Annotated in this window: 15 protein-coding genes; 11 read left to right on the top strand and 4 right to left on the bottom strand. The window is 63.5% G+C overall.

Annotated features, from left to right (window positions below):
- Nucleotides 1-161: 161 nt before the first annotated feature.
- The 7 genes from S6FBBBH3_RS08735 (at nt 162) to S6FBBBH3_RS08705 (ending at nt 6,406) form a co-directional block, all read left to right on the top strand.
- A complete protein-coding gene (locus S6FBBBH3_RS08735) occupies nt 162-1,829 on the top strand; it encodes a tetratricopeptide repeat protein (RefSeq protein WP_120177378.1) in 1,668 nt (555 codons plus the stop codon).
- Nucleotides 1,830-1,936: 107 nt separating this feature from the next.
- Nucleotides 1,937-2,869, top strand: a complete 933-nt coding sequence (locus S6FBBBH3_RS08730; RefSeq protein ID WP_120177377.1) for a DUF4261 domain-containing protein — start codon at nt 1,937-1,939, stop codon at nt 2,867-2,869.
- 53 nt (nt 2,870-2,922) lie between these two features.
- On the top strand, nt 2,923-3,507 hold the full coding sequence (locus S6FBBBH3_RS08725; protein ID WP_120177376.1) for a YbjN domain-containing protein: 585 nt from the start codon (nt 2,923-2,925) through the stop codon (nt 3,505-3,507).
- A complete protein-coding gene (locus S6FBBBH3_RS08720) occupies nt 3,508-3,957 on the top strand; it encodes a WG repeat-containing protein (RefSeq protein WP_179950555.1) in 450 nt (149 codons plus the stop codon). It abuts the gene before it with no gap.
- Between the two features lie 37 nt (nt 3,958-3,994).
- A complete protein-coding gene (locus tag S6FBBBH3_RS08715) occupies nt 3,995-5,638 on the top strand; it encodes a hypothetical protein (protein ID WP_120177375.1) in 1,644 nt (547 codons plus the stop codon).
- Between the two features lie 3 nt (nt 5,639-5,641).
- Nucleotides 5,642-6,142, top strand: coding sequence for a hypothetical protein (locus S6FBBBH3_RS08710; protein WP_120177374.1), 501 nt, complete (start codon nt 5,642-5,644; stop codon nt 6,140-6,142).
- 39 nt (nt 6,143-6,181) lie between these two features.
- Complete coding sequence (locus tag S6FBBBH3_RS08705; protein ID WP_120177373.1) at nt 6,182-6,406, top strand: hypothetical protein; 225 nt, start codon at nt 6,182-6,184, stop codon at nt 6,404-6,406.
- A 161-nt stretch (nt 6,407-6,567) separates the two neighbouring features.
- Here S6FBBBH3_RS08705 and S6FBBBH3_RS08700 read toward each other — a convergent pair whose 3' ends face one another.
- Nucleotides 6,568-6,918, bottom strand: coding sequence for a cytochrome c3 family protein (locus S6FBBBH3_RS08700; protein ID WP_120177372.1), 351 nt, complete (start codon nt 6,916-6,918; stop codon nt 6,568-6,570).
- 384 nt (nt 6,919-7,302) lie between these two features.
- A complete protein-coding gene (locus tag S6FBBBH3_RS08695) occupies nt 7,303-8,268 on the bottom strand; it encodes a LysR family transcriptional regulator (protein WP_120177371.1) in 966 nt (321 codons plus the stop codon).
- 180 nt (nt 8,269-8,448) lie between these two features.
- Here S6FBBBH3_RS08695 and S6FBBBH3_RS08690 point away from each other — a divergent pair, with 180 nt between their 5' ends.
- The 4 genes from S6FBBBH3_RS08690 (at nt 8,449) to S6FBBBH3_RS08675 (ending at nt 12,947) form a co-directional block, all read left to right on the top strand.
- Complete coding sequence (locus tag S6FBBBH3_RS08690) at nt 8,449-9,861, top strand: amidohydrolase family protein (protein ID WP_232008773.1); 1,413 nt, start codon at nt 8,449-8,451, stop codon at nt 9,859-9,861.
- 320 nt (nt 9,862-10,181) lie between these two features.
- Nucleotides 10,182-11,735, top strand: a complete 1,554-nt coding sequence (locus S6FBBBH3_RS08685; protein ID WP_120177370.1) for a flavocytochrome c — start codon at nt 10,182-10,184, stop codon at nt 11,733-11,735.
- 250 nt (nt 11,736-11,985) lie between these two features.
- Complete coding sequence (locus S6FBBBH3_RS08680; protein ID WP_120177369.1) at nt 11,986-12,396, top strand: lipocalin family protein; 411 nt, start codon at nt 11,986-11,988, stop codon at nt 12,394-12,396.
- Nucleotides 12,397-12,416: 20 nt separating this feature from the next.
- Nucleotides 12,417-12,947: a CYTH domain-containing protein gene (locus S6FBBBH3_RS08675; RefSeq protein ID WP_120177368.1), complete on the top strand. Its 531-nt coding sequence runs from the start codon at nt 12,417-12,419 to the stop codon at nt 12,945-12,947.
- Between the two features lie 185 nt (nt 12,948-13,132).
- Here S6FBBBH3_RS08675 and S6FBBBH3_RS08670 read toward each other — a convergent pair whose 3' ends face one another.
- Together S6FBBBH3_RS08670 and S6FBBBH3_RS08665 are read right to left on the bottom strand one after the other, a co-directional pair.
- Nucleotides 13,133-13,756 (bottom strand): DMSO/selenate family reductase complex B subunit, encoded by a 624-nt coding sequence (locus tag S6FBBBH3_RS08670; protein ID WP_120177367.1) that lies wholly within the window; start codon nt 13,754-13,756, stop codon nt 13,133-13,135.
- Nucleotides 13,757-13,780: 24 nt separating this feature from the next.
- Nucleotides 13,781-16,183: a DMSO/selenate family reductase complex A subunit gene (locus tag S6FBBBH3_RS08665; RefSeq protein ID WP_232008772.1), complete on the bottom strand. Its 2,403-nt coding sequence runs from the start codon at nt 16,181-16,183 to the stop codon at nt 13,781-13,783.
- Between the last annotated feature and the right edge of the window lie 193 nt (nt 16,184-16,376).

The following is a 16,376-nucleotide window of genomic DNA, read 5'->3' as shown; positions in this document are numbered from 1 at the left end:
TCCCGACGGGAGGAAAGTTTTCTTCAATTGCAACCCGGTATTTCATTCGAAACGGAGGGATTATCAAGGCTTTCGGGCCTTGCTAAGATGGTCGAAAACGGTGTTGCGAGGCCAGAGAGCCGTCCGCGCCCGAGTACGCCCGATTACGAAAAGGAGAGGCCATGTACGAAAACCCTGTCGCCGCCCCCTCCGCCATCGAACACATCGAGTCGCTCAACGCCCGGGAAGATTACCGGGGCATCATCGACTTCATCGAGGCGATGCCGGCGGATCGCCGCACGTCCGAGATCGTCGGGCAACTCGCCCGCGCCTACAACAACCTCGCCGCACCGGGCGAAACGGAACTCTTCGAAAAGGCGCTTGCCCTGCTCGATACCGTGCCCGAGAAAGACCGGCAGAACCATTACTGGCATTTTCGCCGCGCGTACGCGCTCTTCTATCTCGACCGCGTCATCGAATCTCTCCCGCACTGGGAGAAAGCACTGAAATTCCGGCCGGGGGATTCGGATACGGAAACGTTTATCGAAAGTTCGCGGCGATGCCTTGCGGCCGAGCATTTCTTTCAACCTTTTTCCGAACGTGCGGACGCCGCTTGGGTAGCGTTCGTCGCCGACGAAGCCGTACTGCGTCGACTTTGCGCCTCGGGTCCCGTCGGGCGACGGCAGGCGGAGGAGAAGGTGCGACGCATCTTCGGTCGGCTGATTCACGACCGCAATGACCGTCAAGACCGACGTACGCTTCGGATCGAAGAAGACGGAGAGGACGGAAAGCGTCTCTGCCTCGTCTTTTCGCCCGCGGGCAGGCGCCTCACCGCGCTCGCGCTTCGCGAAATCGTGCACCGCGCGCCCGACGTACTCCGAGGCCATTGGCGCGTGGTGCTCGGTGTCGGTCCGGGGTCCGAAGCCTCGGGCGCAGGGTCGGCCCCCGTCGAGGCGGAGGCGGCCGGGCGCATTCTGCGTGCCGACGAATTGCATGTCCGTCCCGAGAAGAAGCCGGGCGGAGAGTGGCGGCTCGTCTTCACGGGGCCCGCCCTCTTTGATGCGACCCAAGACGAGGCGCCCGCTCTCTTCGAAGCGCTCGGTGAGATGCTCGACACGTTGATCGGTGAAGCGGTCCGGATGCGCTGGTTTGCCGAGATGACGCTTCGTACGGGCGCGGCCGAGGAGGGCATGCCGCTCGAAGCGTTCCCCGCGTTCGTTCGCGAAACGATTCCGGAGTCCGAAGGGTTCGACTTCGACGACTACCTCGCCCTCAAAACCGAGGTGCACAGAAAGCCCGAGCGGAAGACGGAAGACGACCTGCTCCTTGATGCGTACCGCATCGAGACCGTCTGTCCGATGCTCCACAACGACTACCTCAAGGACCGCACCGACCTCATGACGGAGCTCGAACGCCAAGGCGCGACGGCGGGATTCCTGTGGTTCGTTCCGAAGACGGACACGCCGCAAGAGCGCGACCGACTGCGCGATCTCCTCGAAGCCCGTCTGCGAAGCCTCGCGCCCGAGGCTCTTCTGACGACGGGCTCGGGGAGCGCTATCGACTACGAGTACGTCGAATTCGTCGCCTGGAAGAGCGACGTCGTCTTCGAGAAGCTCGTCGAATGGGTGACGGCCGAAGAGGGCGTGCTTCGTGCGGGGTTCCGGAGCTTTCTGCGCCGAGCTCGGGGCGTGCGGATAAAGGACGTCGAAGAGACGGCTTTTCCGAAGGCGCCCGAGGAACGTATTGAAAATTCGGCAGAGGGCGCAAGCGACCAAAAGGCCGAGGGCGGACGCCGAAAAGCGCGGGCGCTTCGCTCGTCGAAGTCTCGCAAGACCTACGCCGCGGACTGAGCGCGGTGCCGCGTCCGACGTACGAGACGATTTCGAGCGGGCGCCCAAGCACCCGTGCAACATTCCTCCAACTTTCCCCGACTTTCCCGAACTGCAAAGGAGGTCCTATGAACGACCGACATGATCGTCCAATAACCGATGAAGACGCGGATGCGACGAACGGGGCCGCGACCGAAATGCTGCCCGAAACAGCCGAAACGTCCGAGCTGCCCGAGACCGCCGAAAAGCCGGGGTGCTTCCTCGCGTTTCTGCTTCTCAAGGATCCCGTCTGGGATCGGGAGCGGTTCTCGGAGCGCCTGCGCGCCGAATGGGGGATCGACTTCGATCCCGAGGAGGAAGAGGACGCGGACGACGACCTCGACGGCGACGAAGACGATGAGGACGACGAATCGATCTTCCTTGAAAAAATCGACGGGCGTATTGCGGCCGTGAGCTTCATGCCCGTCCCGGTTCCCGACGGCGAGGCCGAGGAGTGCGCTCGCAGCAACTTCCTTTGGCCCGAGGCCGTGGATGCCTCAAAAGCGCACGGCGCGCAGCTTCTCGCGACGTTGCCGGGGAGTGACTTCGAGAACGAGGACGATCTCTGGGAAAGCGCCCGGCTTTTCGTGAAGCTCGTCGCAACGGCGGCGGACGACCCGAACGTGCTCGGGATCTATGTGAACGGCACCGTGCTCGAACCCGCCTTCTACCGCAAGTGGGCGCTCGAAATGAAGTCGGGGTCCGACCCCATCCGCGACTGGGTTTGGGTGGGGCTCTACCGAGGCGAAAAGGGTATGTGCGCCTACACCTCGGGACTTGAGAAGTTCGGACGTCGGGAGATCGAGGTGCTTGAGGCCGATGCCGAACCCGGCGAACTCTTCGCCTTCGCGGGGACGCTCGTGCTGTACGTGCTCGACTGCCGGGCGGAACTTTGCGACGGTCAAACGATCGGCTTTACCGAGGACGACAAGCATGAAATTCGACTTTCCGAGGGCGCGGCTCTGCCCGGCATGACCCTCAAGGTGTCGTACGGCGAAGGATTCGACGAGCCCGAATCCTGAGAGGGCGGCGGAAAGCCCGCCCGCAACCCTTCCATTTCCGATAAGGAGCAGCGATGAATCAAAAGCAACTCATCGAACGCGTTCACGCGTTTTTCAAGTCGATCGGCTGGACCTACGACTTCAACGAAGAGCAGAGCGTCTTCTATACGGGCTGTCAGCTCGACTGTCGCCTTCGCAACTGCCGCCTGGTCGTCGACGTGCAGGACGAAATTCTGCAGTGCTATGCCTTTGCGGTCGAAAAGGTCGAAGCCGCGCGCCGCCCGGCCGTGATCGAATTCGTCACGCGTGCGAACTGGGGCTTCAAGCGCGGCGCGTTCGAGTGCGATCTGACGGACGGCGAGGTGCGCTACCACACGTACGTCGACTGCCCGGAGGGAGCGGAGATGCCTCACGACGACGTCCTGCGCTCGCTCGTTTTCGTTCCGACCGCGATGCTCGAACAGTACGGCGACATGCTTCTCGAGGTGATCGACGGTACGATGACACCCGCCGAGGCCGTGGCGAAGGCCGAAGGGGACGACGAGTCCGAAGCGCACGAGAGCTCGTCCGGGAGCACGTCCGAGAGCGACGCGCTCGAGACGCCCGAAGCGACGCCGTCGTCGCGCGCGTTGCCTTCGGGCGGCTGCGGGGAGGCCTGAATGCGTGCGGCGTGCCCGAGGACGCTTCTCCGCTCGGCGGCCGTGCTTTTCCCGGCGGCCGCGCTCCTTGCGGGCTGCGCGGCCGAGCCGCAAGAGCTTCGCGTCATGCGGTACGACAACGGCCCCGACATCCCGTCCGAGGGGCTCGTGCGCGTGCTCGACGGCGCGGGACGACTCGGTTACGCCGACGCATCGGGGCGCGTCGTCATCGCTCCGCGCTTTGCTTTCGGGTACCCGTTCCGGGAGGGGCGGGCTCTCGTAACCTTCGAGGGCCGCGAAGAAGCGGTGCCGGGTTCGGGCGGGGAGCTTCACGTCTGGAAGAGCCCCACGTGGTTTTGCATCGACACGAGCGGCTCTCCCGCAGCCTGTCCGAAGACGCGGGCGTCGGATGCCGGCCGGATTCCCGATCCGATCCCTGAGGTCGGGACGGATGTTGAGGATCGGCCCTGATCGCAGAGCGAAGAACGAAGAACCGGAAGGAGGCCTCGTGAGAAGAAAGTTCGTCGCCGCACTCGTGCTTCTTGCCGCGCTCGGTGCTGCGGCGGGCTACGGCGTGCTCGTAAAGCAGCTCGACGCCTTCGACCGGAGGGTGCTCGCTCGGGCTCAGGGCGCCTCGGGACCGATTTCCTGGTCGGTCGAGACCGAGCCGCGCTTTCTCGCGCGCGATATTCGTTTGCACGTGAAAAGCGTCCCCAGTGCCGAGCCTGCCGAGCTTGGCGGGTCCGTGTTGCTTCCGCCCGCACTCTCGGAATTCACGCTCCGCGGGGTCTTCACGCCTGGGCTTCGGCCCCGGGTGGAATTTACATCGATCGAATCCGACGCCTTCGGGCCCGAGGAACGGGCGATCGCGAAAAACGCTCGTCCGAGGCTTCGCGTCGCCTTTGAGCGAGACTTCTCGCTCGATACCGTCGAATTCGCCTGGGATCGGGTCGAGATCGAGGGCGAAGTGCTCGGGGCCGGCAGCTTCACGGCGGATTTCGAGGGGCGGCTCGGTACGGGCGGAGCGCTTGTCGCACGCGGCGAGGTGGCAGCTTCCGCAGCGGGTCGCGAGGAGGCGGACCGCGTGCGGATCGGCGCCAAGCGCTTTGCGCTCGAAGTTTCCCTCGCCAAGGCGCACTTCAAGCTCGACTACGAGAGCGAAGCGGACGACCTGCGGGCATTGGCGCCGCCCCTCTCGACGGGAGCCGTGAAGCTCAAGCTGGAAAGCAAAGCTATCGAAGCGGCGCACGACTCGGACGCGCGCGGGGAGACGACTCCGACACTCGCCCGGCGCTTTGACTGGGAGGCGAGTGTCGAGCGCGTGAATGTTGCCGATCTCGGCATCCCGCCCGTCGATTTGCGAACGCGCGGCAGCGTGGTAGGTCCCGGGGCTGCGGCGCTTCCCTGCCGGTTCCTCGCGCTTTGGACGGGCAGCGACGCGACGGCCGAGGGGAGGGTCTTCGCACCGATCTGCCGCTTATTCAAACCCCGCGAACTCCGAAGCGAGGCCCCCTTGAGCGGACTTTCGGGACGGGTCGACGTGCTTGAGCTCGTCTGGAAGGGCGGACGCCTCGAAGCTTCCGGGGACTTCACGCAGGAACCCGCATTCTCCGTCGACGCGACGCTCAAAGCAAAGCTCGCGCCCGTGAAGGAAGGCGAGGGCGTTTTGGGCGTCGATCCGCTCGGCGGGGAGTTGCGCGGATTCTTTGAAACCCTCAAGACTGCGGGTGCGGCCCGAACACCCGACCCCGAGTCGTACGAAACAAGGATTCGGGCGACGATCGACGACGAGGGACGCATGCGCTTGACGGCCGACGGTGTGAATCTCGACGCGATCGCCTCGGTCGAAACTCCGGCCGCGTTCCTGGACTTCGAGGATGCGGACTTCATCGTCGAGGCGCAGGGCCTTGCAGGGGAGTTCCTGACGGGGGCCGTCAAAGAGCGCTTCGGAACGCTTTGGGAGGCCCGCGCTACGGAGATTCCGGGTTTTGAGGGAATGACCTCCGACTGCACGAGGCTTGACTACTGCGTCTGGCGCATCGCGTTGAAACCCGGCACGGACATGGAAGCCGTCGATGCGACTGTTGACGCCGTTTTGACGCGGATCGTCGACGAGCTTCCCGAAGGAATCGAAATTACGACGTATAGGTGAAATATGGATACCGTCAAGAAAACCGAGCAGGAACCGGCGAGCCCCTTTGCCGAACTTTTGGAGCGCGTCGAGAAGTTGAACGACGAGGACCGCTTCAGCGACTGCGTGCGCGAGCTCGAAGCCGTGGCGCCGGAGGATCGCGATTTCGAAGTGACGTTGGCGCTCGGACGCGCCTACAGCAACCTGGCCGTCTTGGGCGACGCGCGAGCACTCGAGGACGAAGACGAGATCGATCAAGCGGCGATGAACCGTGCGATCGAGCTTTTCGAGAGCATTCGCAAAGAGGGAGCGGGCGACTGGCGCTGGGAGCGGCGCATGGCCTACGCGCAATGGATGAATCCCGGGCACGAGGAGATGGGGCTGCTGCACGCCTATCGGTGGCTTGCGTTGAAGCCCGACGACAAGGATGCGATGCAACTCATTCGCGAGGTCATCGAATGGCGTGCCCCGAAGCACTTGAATCGGCGCTCGCCGCGGCACTTGAACGCCGTCCCGAAGGGTTGAGTTCCGCGGTCCCGCAACGAAGAGGTGAGGAGCCGCACCATGGAAGAACACATCGTCCGATGGCTTCGCGACAACGACGCGCTCGTTTGCATCGCGGGCGGGGTCGTGCTCGTCGTGGGGTCCGTCCGCGATTGGGACTGGCTTTGCGACCCGGTCGGAAAGCCCCATATGCCGTTCTCGCGCGGAACGCTTCGCCTTTCCGTCTTTCTCTGCGGGTGCGTGCTCGTCGCGTGCGGCGTTCTCGGGCTCGTACTCGCGCGGTAAGGATTGACGTACCGACGCACTTCGCCTCGGTCGTGCGAATCGTCTTACCGCAAACGCAAACGGCCCGTACGTCTTCGTACGGGCCGCCGGGTATCTCGGGATCGAACGTCACGCAAGCAGCAGGAATCGTTTGCGGGCTTTCGATCCGAAATTGCTCCGAATTACTTGACCTTGAAGCCGAACTGGTGGCACTGGTCGCAGTAGTTTTCGGGTTCGGCGTGCTGCATGTGGCAGAGCGTGCAGTCAAGCGTGTTGCCGTAGTGGGGCGAGACGTGCGGATTGTGGGGCTTCACGTCCTTCGTACGGGCGGCGACGTCCTCGGGCTTGTGGCACTGCGTGCACTGGTCGATCGTCGGGGTCGAGATTTCGTTGTTCTTCCCGTGGCAGGAAGCGCATTCGACGCCGCGGGCCACGTGGCGGTCCGCACCGAATTCGGCGGCATCGGCCGCGGAGGCGCCGGCAAAGAGGAAGGAGCCCGCAAGAAGGGCGGCAAAGAAGGGTTTGACGTTCATCGTTATCTCCGGTGGCGGCGCCCGAAAGGTGGTGGAGTCAAAGCGCTCGCGCGGATTCCGGCTTCGGCGGCGGGGACGGTCGAAAACCTCCTCGGCGGCTCGTGCGAAGACCGGAATGAGCGCGGCGGCCGGGAAAAATCGGGGCGGGCCGTTCGGTTTTTAAGCCTACGTTAAGCGAGCTGCGCGGACAAGAGGGGAGAGTCCCGAAGTGTCCTCTCAACCGCCCCATTACCCCCGTGAAAACCCTCGGGGAATACGCCCGAGGTCGGGGAATCCTCGACCAAGGTCGACGTAGCCCATACCGAGGTATGGCGCATGCCGAACCTTCGCTCGCGGCCTTTCCGACGGCCTTTGACGAACGTTCGACTTCCGCTCAAAGGTCTTTCACAGCAGCGCCCCCGCCTGGCGGGCCGCCTCGCGGCAGTTGTCCGTGATGATGGCACGCACCCACTGAAGGAAAGGGTCCGTGTGGGTGCGTTCGTGCCAGATGAGACGCGGCGCGAATTCCGCGAGCTCCGCGGGTGCGGGGAGCATGCGGAGATTGAATTGGGGTATCCGCACGAAGTGCTGCAACGTGATGACGGGGGCCGTGTAGGTGAAGTCCGTCTGTCCGACCACGTACGGAACGGCGAGAAAGTAGGGCATCGAAAAGCCCGTCTGCTGCAGGCCCGCCGTAAGTTCCGCTTCGATGCGCGAAGCGGTCCCCCAACGGGGCGCGCCCGAAAACGAGATGTCGACCTTGCGGAATCGAGCGAGGTCTTCGAGCGTGAGGTGCCCGCGCTCGGCATAGACCTCCAAAAGCGGATGGCCGTCGCGCACGAGAATGCCGCGGCGCGTTCGGTAGAGTTCCAACACCCGCATGTCCTTCGGGACGTCGTTCACGGGAAAGAGCGCCATGTCGGCGTCCCCTTCGCGCAGTTTCGAAAAAAGCCCCCGGTCGACGGGTTCCACGCAAATCGTCGCGTGCGGGGCCGACTGATAAAAGTGCCCGATCGCGTCGTTGAGAAGCGTGAGGATGCCGTTGTCCATCGAGAGAATCTTCACGGAGCGCTGCGAGGTGGCGAGGTCGAGCGTGTCGTTGGCGAACAGCTCCCGCACCGAAAGGAGGATGCGGCGGATTTCGGGAACAAGCGCGCGCATCCGCTCGGTGGGCATCAGAAGAAGGGCGGAGCGCACGAAAAGCTCGTCCCCGAACGCCGCGCGCAGTCGCCCGAGCCGCCGAGAGGCCGCCCCCATGCTGAGTTGCAGGTGCGCGGCGCTCGTCGTGAGACTCTGCGTTTCGTAGAGGGACAAAAGAAAACGAAGATCGTCGGTGCCGATGTCGGGGGCGGACGGCTCGGTGGGGGCCATGGTCTTGTTTTTAGTGCGGTCGGTGGGTCGAAAGAGAAGCTTAGCGTAGCGCGTTGCGCTCGACTTTCCAAGGGGATTTCCGTTTTAAGCCCCGCCTCTGCGCGCTTTTCCCGATGTGGCGGTCCCGTACCCGCGGTCACAATGGTTGCCTGTCGACTTCAACGGAAAAGGGAGGTTGTCGTGGCGAAGATTTGGGACCGACTGATCAAAGGGGGTTTCTTGGTTGACCCCGCAAACGGAAAGTACGGACGGTTTGATCTCGCAATCGAAGCGGGTCGCATCGCGGCCGTCGCACCGAAATTGGAAGGCGAAGCGCGAGAAGTGACCTTCACGACCGCGCACGTCTTCCCGGGGCTCGTCGATTCGCACCTTCATCTGGGAAGCATCTTCGGCTCCCCGTACGGCGCGCGCATGGCGGCGATGGCGGGCGTGACGACGTGCCTCGACATGGCAGGACCCTTCGACGACCTGCTTGAGCACGCCGACCGTACGGGCTCCGGTATCAACGTGGCCTCGATCGAAGGCTTTTCGCCGGGCGAACTTTTCGGGACTCTGTCGCCCTCGGACGCGCAAATGCGGGATTTCATCCGAAAGACCCTCGAAAAGGGATCGATCGGGGTGAAACTCATGGGCGGCCACTGGCCTTTGCCCCTCACGACCTCGCGCCGCATGGTCGAACTCTGCAACGAAGCGGGCGCTTACGTCGCCTGGCACGCGGGGTCCGAAACGGCGGGCTCGAACATTCTCGGCATGCGCGAAGCGGTCGAGGCCGTGCGCGGGTTGAAGCTCCATCTCGCGCACATCAACGCCTACTGCCGCGGTCGGGTGCGCCCCGTCCTCGACGAAGTGCTCGAAGCAGAAGCGCTGCTCGCGGAAAACCCCGGGATCTGGTCGGAGAGTTATGTTTCCCCCATGAACGGCACGATCCTCACGTGCGATGCAAAGGGCGACGTGATCGATCACGTGACACGGACGTGTCTCGCTTCCTTCGGGCTCGAACCCACGCGCCGGGGCATCGTCGAAGCGATCCGCCGCGGGTGCCTTTTCGTCGTGCGCGACACGGGACTCGTTTCCGAATTGACGGGCGGCGACGAAGCCGTTCGCATTTGGGAAGAGGCGGGTACCGCAACGGCGGGCTCCTTCCCCGTCAATCCCGCGCTTTCGCGCTTCTACCTCGCGCAGGCCAAGCGCGCGGACGGCACGTTCCTCGTCGACGCCCTCTCGACCGACGGCGGCTGCATCCCGAGAAACGTCACGCTCGCGACCGGCCTTTCGCTCGTCAAATTCGGGGCCCTCACGTTGAACGAGTTCGTCCTCAAGGCTTCGCTCAATCCCGCGCGACACCTGCGGCTTTTCGATCGCGGACAGCTCGGCGTCGGTGCCGCGGCCGACGTGACGATCGTCGACCTCGATCGGCAGCGGGCGACGGAAACGATCGTCGCGGGGCACACCGTCATGAAGGACGGCGTGCTCCTCGGCAGCGGCACGACGTTCGTCACGACCGCAGCGGGCCGCGAACACTTGGAAAAGCTCGGCTTCGGAGTGCTAGAAACCGACTTCTCCGGGGACGAACCCGAACGGATCCGACTCTGACGCCTCAAAGAAGCGAACCCGCGCCCGAAGAGAAGCCCCTCCCTTCGGGCGCTTTCTTTTTCCGCCGAGCGTCCCCGGAATTCCGCTCCCCGCATCCGATTGCGAAGCGTCGGCCTCTCTTTTCCCCGCGTCTTTCCATGACGTTTTACCGCCGCGCGGATGCGGGGTTTCCCTTGATCTCGCCCCTATACCTCGGAATGTGGGGAAGAACGGCGCGATTCTTTAGAGTTCACTCCAACGCGTGCAACGGACCGGGTTCCTGAAGGAACAAACCCGGTTCCGACCCGAAGCACGCTTGACGAACGATTAGGAGAAATTACATGTCGATCGATACGAGCCGCCGCAGTTTCCTCAAGTCGGGCGCTGCCGCCGCCACCGCGATGATGGCTGCTGCCGCCGCCCAGGCCGGCATTCCCGCCGCCAAGGTTGAAAAGTGGGACGAAGAATTCGACGTCGTCATCGTCGGTTCCGGTTTTGCCGGCATGGCCTGCGCCCTCAAGGCCGGTCAGGCGGGCCTCAAGGTCCTCATGATCGAAAAGATGCCGACCGTGGGCGGCAACTCCGCGATCTGCGGCGGCAACGTCGCCTGCCCGGTGAACCCCGTTCAGAAGGCCCAGGGCATCAAGGACAGCAAGGAACTCTTCATCGCCGACTGCCTGAAGGACGGCCTCGGCATCAACCACACGAACCTCCTTGCCACGATCGCCGATCGTTGCAACGACACCATTAAGATGGTGGTCGACTGCGGTTGCGAATTCGTCCCGAACAAGATGCTCTTTGAAGGCGGCCACTCCGTTCCGCGTTCCTATGAAATCAAGGCGGGCACGGGCTCGGGCTACATCATGCCGATGCACGAAGTGCTCAAGGGCATGAAGAACGTCGTCATCCGCACGCGCTGCAAGTTCGACGATTTCGTCATGGGCGAAGACGGCTCGGTGGTCGGCATCGTCTGCCGCGAAGGCTATCGCTTCAACGCCAAGGCCGTTTCCGACGACCTCGAAAACAAGACCGGCAAGAAGAAGACCGTCAAGGCCCTGAAGGGCGTGATGCTCGCCGCGGGCGGCTTCTCGCGCGACATCTGGTTCCGTCAGGTTCAGGACCCCCGCGTCGTCCCGACGACCGACTCCACGAACCAGCCCGGTGCCACCGCGGGCGTGCTCCTCAAGGCCCTCGGCATCGGCGCCGCTCCGGTTCAGCTCTGCTGGCTGCAGTTCCTCCCCTACTGCAACCCGCATGAAAAGGGCTTCGGCGTGTCGGTCAACTTCACGAACCATGCCTGCATGGACCTCGGCCTCGTGGTCGACCGCAAGACCGGCAAGCGCTTCATGGACGAACACGCCGGCCGCAAGATCAAGGCCGACGCGCTCTTCAAGGTCATCGGTACGGACCAGAACTACCCGATCGCCGTCTGCGACGACGCGATCGTGAAGGCGATCAATCCGTCCTTTGTCAAGCTCCCGCTCGAAATGGGCACGGTCAAGAAGTTCGACACGCTCGAAGCACTCGCCGACCACTTCAAGATCAACAAGGCCGCGTTCCTCGAAGAAGTGAAGAAGTTCAACGGCTTCGTCAAGTCGGGCGAAGACAAGGACTTCAACCGCATCCTCAAGTTCAACAACGGTCTCGACGTTTCGAAGGCTCCGTTCTACGGCATCGAAGTCTGCCCGAAGATCCACCACACGATGGGCGGCGTCATGATCAACGAAAAGGCCCAGGTGATTTCCACGATGACGCAGGCTCCGATCAAGGGTCTCTACGCCGGCGGCGAAATCACGGGCGGCGTGCACGGCGCTTCGCGTCTCGGCACGGTGGCCGTTATTGACGCTCTCACCTTCGGCATGATCGCCGGCGAAGGCTTTGCCGCGATGAAGTAATCGCCGTCGGACAGGGCCGCTCGCACGGACGATCGGCCCGAACCGAAAACCGTCGCCCCGCAAGGCGACGGGCCTCCCTCCGAAGGCCCCGGGTTACCTCGAAGACCCGGGGCCTTTTTTTCTCCTTCCGCCTTCGTCTTTTTCCGCCTTTGTTCGGCTCGGCTCTCCGTTCTCCGTCCGTCGCCCGCGCTTCCCCGCCCGAAGGCGGGATAATGAGCGAATCGACGATTTCTCATTTCGGGATGGAACAATGGAACGACGTCAGATTTTGAAGAGTGCGCTCGCCCTCGGCCTCGTCGGCTCGACGGCGATGCTCTCCGGGTGCGGCATCTACGGGATCGGCCTTCCGGGCGACGAAGAGGTCCGCGGACGCTGGGTGGAAGAGGCGGGTAACGCCGCTCCCGCGGCCCCCGCGGGGACGGATTGCGGCGTGGTGTTCGACGCCGACGGTCGTGCGAGCTCCTTCGGGTACGAGAACTACGAGGTTCGCAGCTTCAAGGCGTATCGGGGCGTCATGGAACTTCGAGGCGTCGTGCGATCCGACTCGGGGCGGGAGCTCGCTTTCGTAGAACGCTGGACGATCGAAGAAGCGAACGCCGAGCGCATGACGCTTCGCGAAGGCCTGCGCGTGCGGCGCTTCCGCCGTGCCGGGGTGCGGTGAAAAACGCGAGGAAAGAAAGCATGGCTCTTGAAATCGAACGCAAATTTCTCGTGCGCGACGCCGGGGACACGGTTCTTCCCGACTGGAAGCGCCTCGCGGAAGACCCCGAAGGGACGCTTTATCGCCAGGGGTACCTCTCGCGCGACCCCGACCGCACGGTGCGGGTGCGTGTCGCCGGAGACAAAGCGCGCCTTACGGTGAAGGGCCGCACGACGGGGTGCACGCGCTCGGAGTTCGAGTACCCGATTCCGTTGGAGGATGCCCGCCGCATGCTCGACGAACTTGTTCTCCCTCCGGTATTGGAAAAGCGCCGTTACCGCGTCCCCTTTGCGGGGCACGTCTGGGAGGTGGACGAATTCGAAGGTGAAAACCGCGGGCTTGTCGTCGCGGAAGTCGAGCTCGAAAGCGAAGAGGAAGCGCTCCTTCTGCCCGACTGGGCGGGGGAAGAGGTGACGGGCGACCCGCGCTACTACAATGCGACGCTCTCCGAAAACCCGTACGCGCGCTGGAAGACCGAAGGGGATCGAGCCTCCGAAACCCCGAACGACTGAGGCGTCTTTCGACGCTCGGCGTCGGGCGAACCGTCGATTCACACCCCGACGGACCCGATGCGTCTCAAACGAAAGCCCGGCCGGGAAGCGAATTCCCGGGCCGGGCTTCTTGTTGCCGTTCGGTCTTTCGGGGGCGCTTCTCACGCCGCATCACATCGCATCACAGCGCCCGAACGTACCCGAACTCAGTGCGTGTACACCGTACCTTCCGCTTCGCCCTTGAGTTCCGCTTTGCTTACGGTCTTGGGCGCCTTGACGACGAGCGCGGGCTTCGTCTGCGCGGGGTCGGGGAGCGGCCCGATTGCGGCAAGCTCGCCGTGCTTCTTCCGGAGCTCTTCGATGTCGCCGAATTCGATCGCGCGCTGCGTGCAGGATTCGACGCAGATCGGAGCCAGGCCCTTTTCGAGGCGGTCGAGGCACCCGTCGCACTTCACCATCTTGTGCGCGGCCGCGTCGAACTGCGGCGCGCCGTAGGGACAGGCCTTCGCGCACATGCCGCAGCCGATGCACTTTTCGCGGTCGATCACGACGAGCCCGTCTTCCGAGCGCTTGTGGTGCGCTTTCGTCGGGCACGCCTTCACGCAGGCGGGATCCCCGCAGTGGTTGCACGAGATCGAGAGGTAGTAAGCGAAGACGTTCTGGTGCCAGGCGCCCGTCATGCGGTCCTGACGCCAGCTGCCGCCCGCGTATTCGAGGACGCGTCGGAAGTTGACGCCCTCAGGAAGGTTGTGCGCGTCCTTGCAGGCGACGGTACAGGTTTTGCACCCCGTGCACTTCGAGGTGTCGATGAAAAAACCGAGTTGTTTCATTTTTTATTTCTCCTCGAAGATCGGTCAGGCTTTGCGAACGTCGACGAGCACGGTGTGCTGGGCATTCCCCTTCGCAAGCGGGCTCGGACGCAGGGACGTGAGCGTATTGATGTTGCCGCCCGCGTCGACGCGACGGCCGTTCTTTTCAACGGGTCGGTACCAGGCGCCCTGCGGAATCGAGCAGACGCCCGGCATGATGCGCGGCGTCACCTTGGCGCGCAGCTCGACCGTGCCGCGGTCGTTGAAGACTTCGACGGGGTCGTCGTTGGCGATGCCGCGCATCTTCGCGTCGATCGGATTCATGAGCACGTGATCCGGGAACTGCTCGCGCAGCCACGGGAGGTTGTGGAACGTGCTGTGGATGCGCCCGTGACCGTGGTAGCCGTAGCACTGCAGGGGATATTTGGCCGCAAGCGGGTCGCCGGGCATTTCCCAGGTGGCGCAGAACTTCGGCAGCGCCGAAATCACGTCGCCTTCGGGAAGGACCCAGGTCTTGGCGATGTCCGCGAGGCGTTCCGAATAGATTTCAATCTTCCCGGAGGGGGTCTTGAGGGGGTTCTTCACCGGATCCTCGCGGAATTCGGAAAGCGCCACCATGTTCTTGCGAAGGCCGTAGACTTGCTGCGGACCCGTGGTCCAGAAGGTGTCGAAGTCGGGCAGGGTCGGGTACTTGCGGCGCGTTTCTTCGTAGCACCAGCGGATCCACCCCATCTGATCGCGCCCTTCGGTGTAGGCGTCTTCGAGCCCCAACTCGCGCGCGATCCCGCGGCAGATTTCCCACGTGGGACGTTGCTCCCACTGGGGTTCCACGCACTTTTTCATGGGAAGAAGCGACGCCACGTCGCCGTTCGAGCCGCCCGCGCTCGCGATGTCGTCCGCTTCGGGGCCGAGCGTGTCGGGAAGAAGAATGTCGGCGTAGCGGGCCGAAGGCGTCATCATGTTGTCGCACACGACGATGAATTCGCACTTCGTTTCGTCGCGCAGGATTTCGTCCGTGCGGTTGCTGTCGGCGTGCTGATTGATGAGGGTGTTACCGCCCGAATTGACGATCATCTTGATCGGGGTCGAGAGTTTGTCAACGCCGCGAATGCCGTCGTGAATCGCATCCATTTCGGCGCCGCGCAGAACGGCGTCCGTCCAGAGGAAGCACGGAATGGTCGCCTTCACGGGGTTCTTCCCCGTGGGGAGGTACTGCACGGGGAAGGGGGTGTTCCCTTCCTGTTCGCCCGTATTCGTCCCCTTGAGGCCGACGTTCCCGGTCAAAATCGGGAGCATCGCAATGGCGCGAGCGGTCTGCTCGCCGTTCGCCTGGCGCTGCGGCCCCCAGCCCTGCGCGAAGAAGACGGGCTTCGTCGTTCCGATTTCACGCGCAAGCTCCACGATCGTCCCGACCGGAATCCCCGTGATGCGCGAGGCGCGTTCGGGAGTCTTGGGTTCGCCGTCGGCGTCCCCGAGGATATAGGACTTGTAGTCGGACTTCGCGGGGGCCGACTTCGGGAGGGTCTTTTCGTCGTAACCGACGCAGTACGTGTCGAGAAACGCCTGATCGACCCAATTGTTGCGGATGAGCTCGTACGCAATCGCTTCGACGAGCGCTGCGTCCGTGCCCGGGCGGATCGGGATCCAGCGGTCGCCTTTGCCCGCCATCGTATCGGTGTAGATCGGGTCGATGACGATCATCTTCGGGGCGTGCTTTTGAAGGGCGCACGTCAACTGATACGACTTCCCGGAGCCCGATCCCCGCGTCACCGACGGATTGTTCCCGAAGTAGACGCAGAGTTCCGCATTCGCGATTTCGCTCGTATCCGAAGCGGCGTTCGAGCCGTAAGTCATCGGGAAGGCGGCCGAAATCTGAGCGGTCGAGTAGGAGCCGTAGTACTTGAGGTAGCCGCCCGTGAGGTTCAGGAGGCGCCACCAGGCGCTACGGGAATTGACCATGGACTGCTGGCCCGAGCAGTACTGCCAGTAAAGCGCTTCGTTCCCGTAGGTTTCAACCGTGTGCTTCAACTTTTCGGCGACGGTCTTGTAGGCTTCTTCCCACGTGATGCGTTCGAACTTCCCTTCGCCGCGCTTGCCGACGCGCTTCATCGGGTACTTGAGGCGGTCGGGCGAATAGAGGCGCTGACGCATGGAACGGCCTTTGAGGCACGCGCGCAGCTGACGGGGCGAGCACCCGTCCTCGATCGTGTTGTCGGTTTCGATGCGGATCACGCGCCCGTTTTTCGTGTAGGCGCGAAGCGGGCAGCGGTGGCCGCAATTGATGACGCACGCGGTCCAGGAATAGACCATGTCGTCGGCCGCCTGTTCGATGGCCTTGGCGAGCACCGTGGGTGCGACGCCCGCCGAGAGTGCGATGCCCGACATCGCAGAGAGGCACAGGAAGCGCCGACGCGTAACGGGCGCGTCGAAAATATGGCCGTGCATCATGAGTTCTCCTAGGGGGTGGGGTTTTCTTTTACGTCGGATTACGGGGTAAGAATCCGTAAAAAGAATTATGCCCAAGGGGGAGGGCGGCGGAAGGCCGTAAACGACCGCATTCCCTCGAATTTCGTGAAAACCCCAGGACTTGCAGAGGACTCGGGGAATTCCCGCACCCCCGGGAAACGACGGGTTCGGACAA

Source organism: Sutterella megalosphaeroides (assembly GCF_003609995.1).
GTDB lineage: Bacteria > Pseudomonadota > Gammaproteobacteria > Burkholderiales > Burkholderiaceae_F > Sutterella > Sutterella megalosphaeroides.
This window is presented reverse-complemented; position numbering and strand designations above follow the sequence as displayed.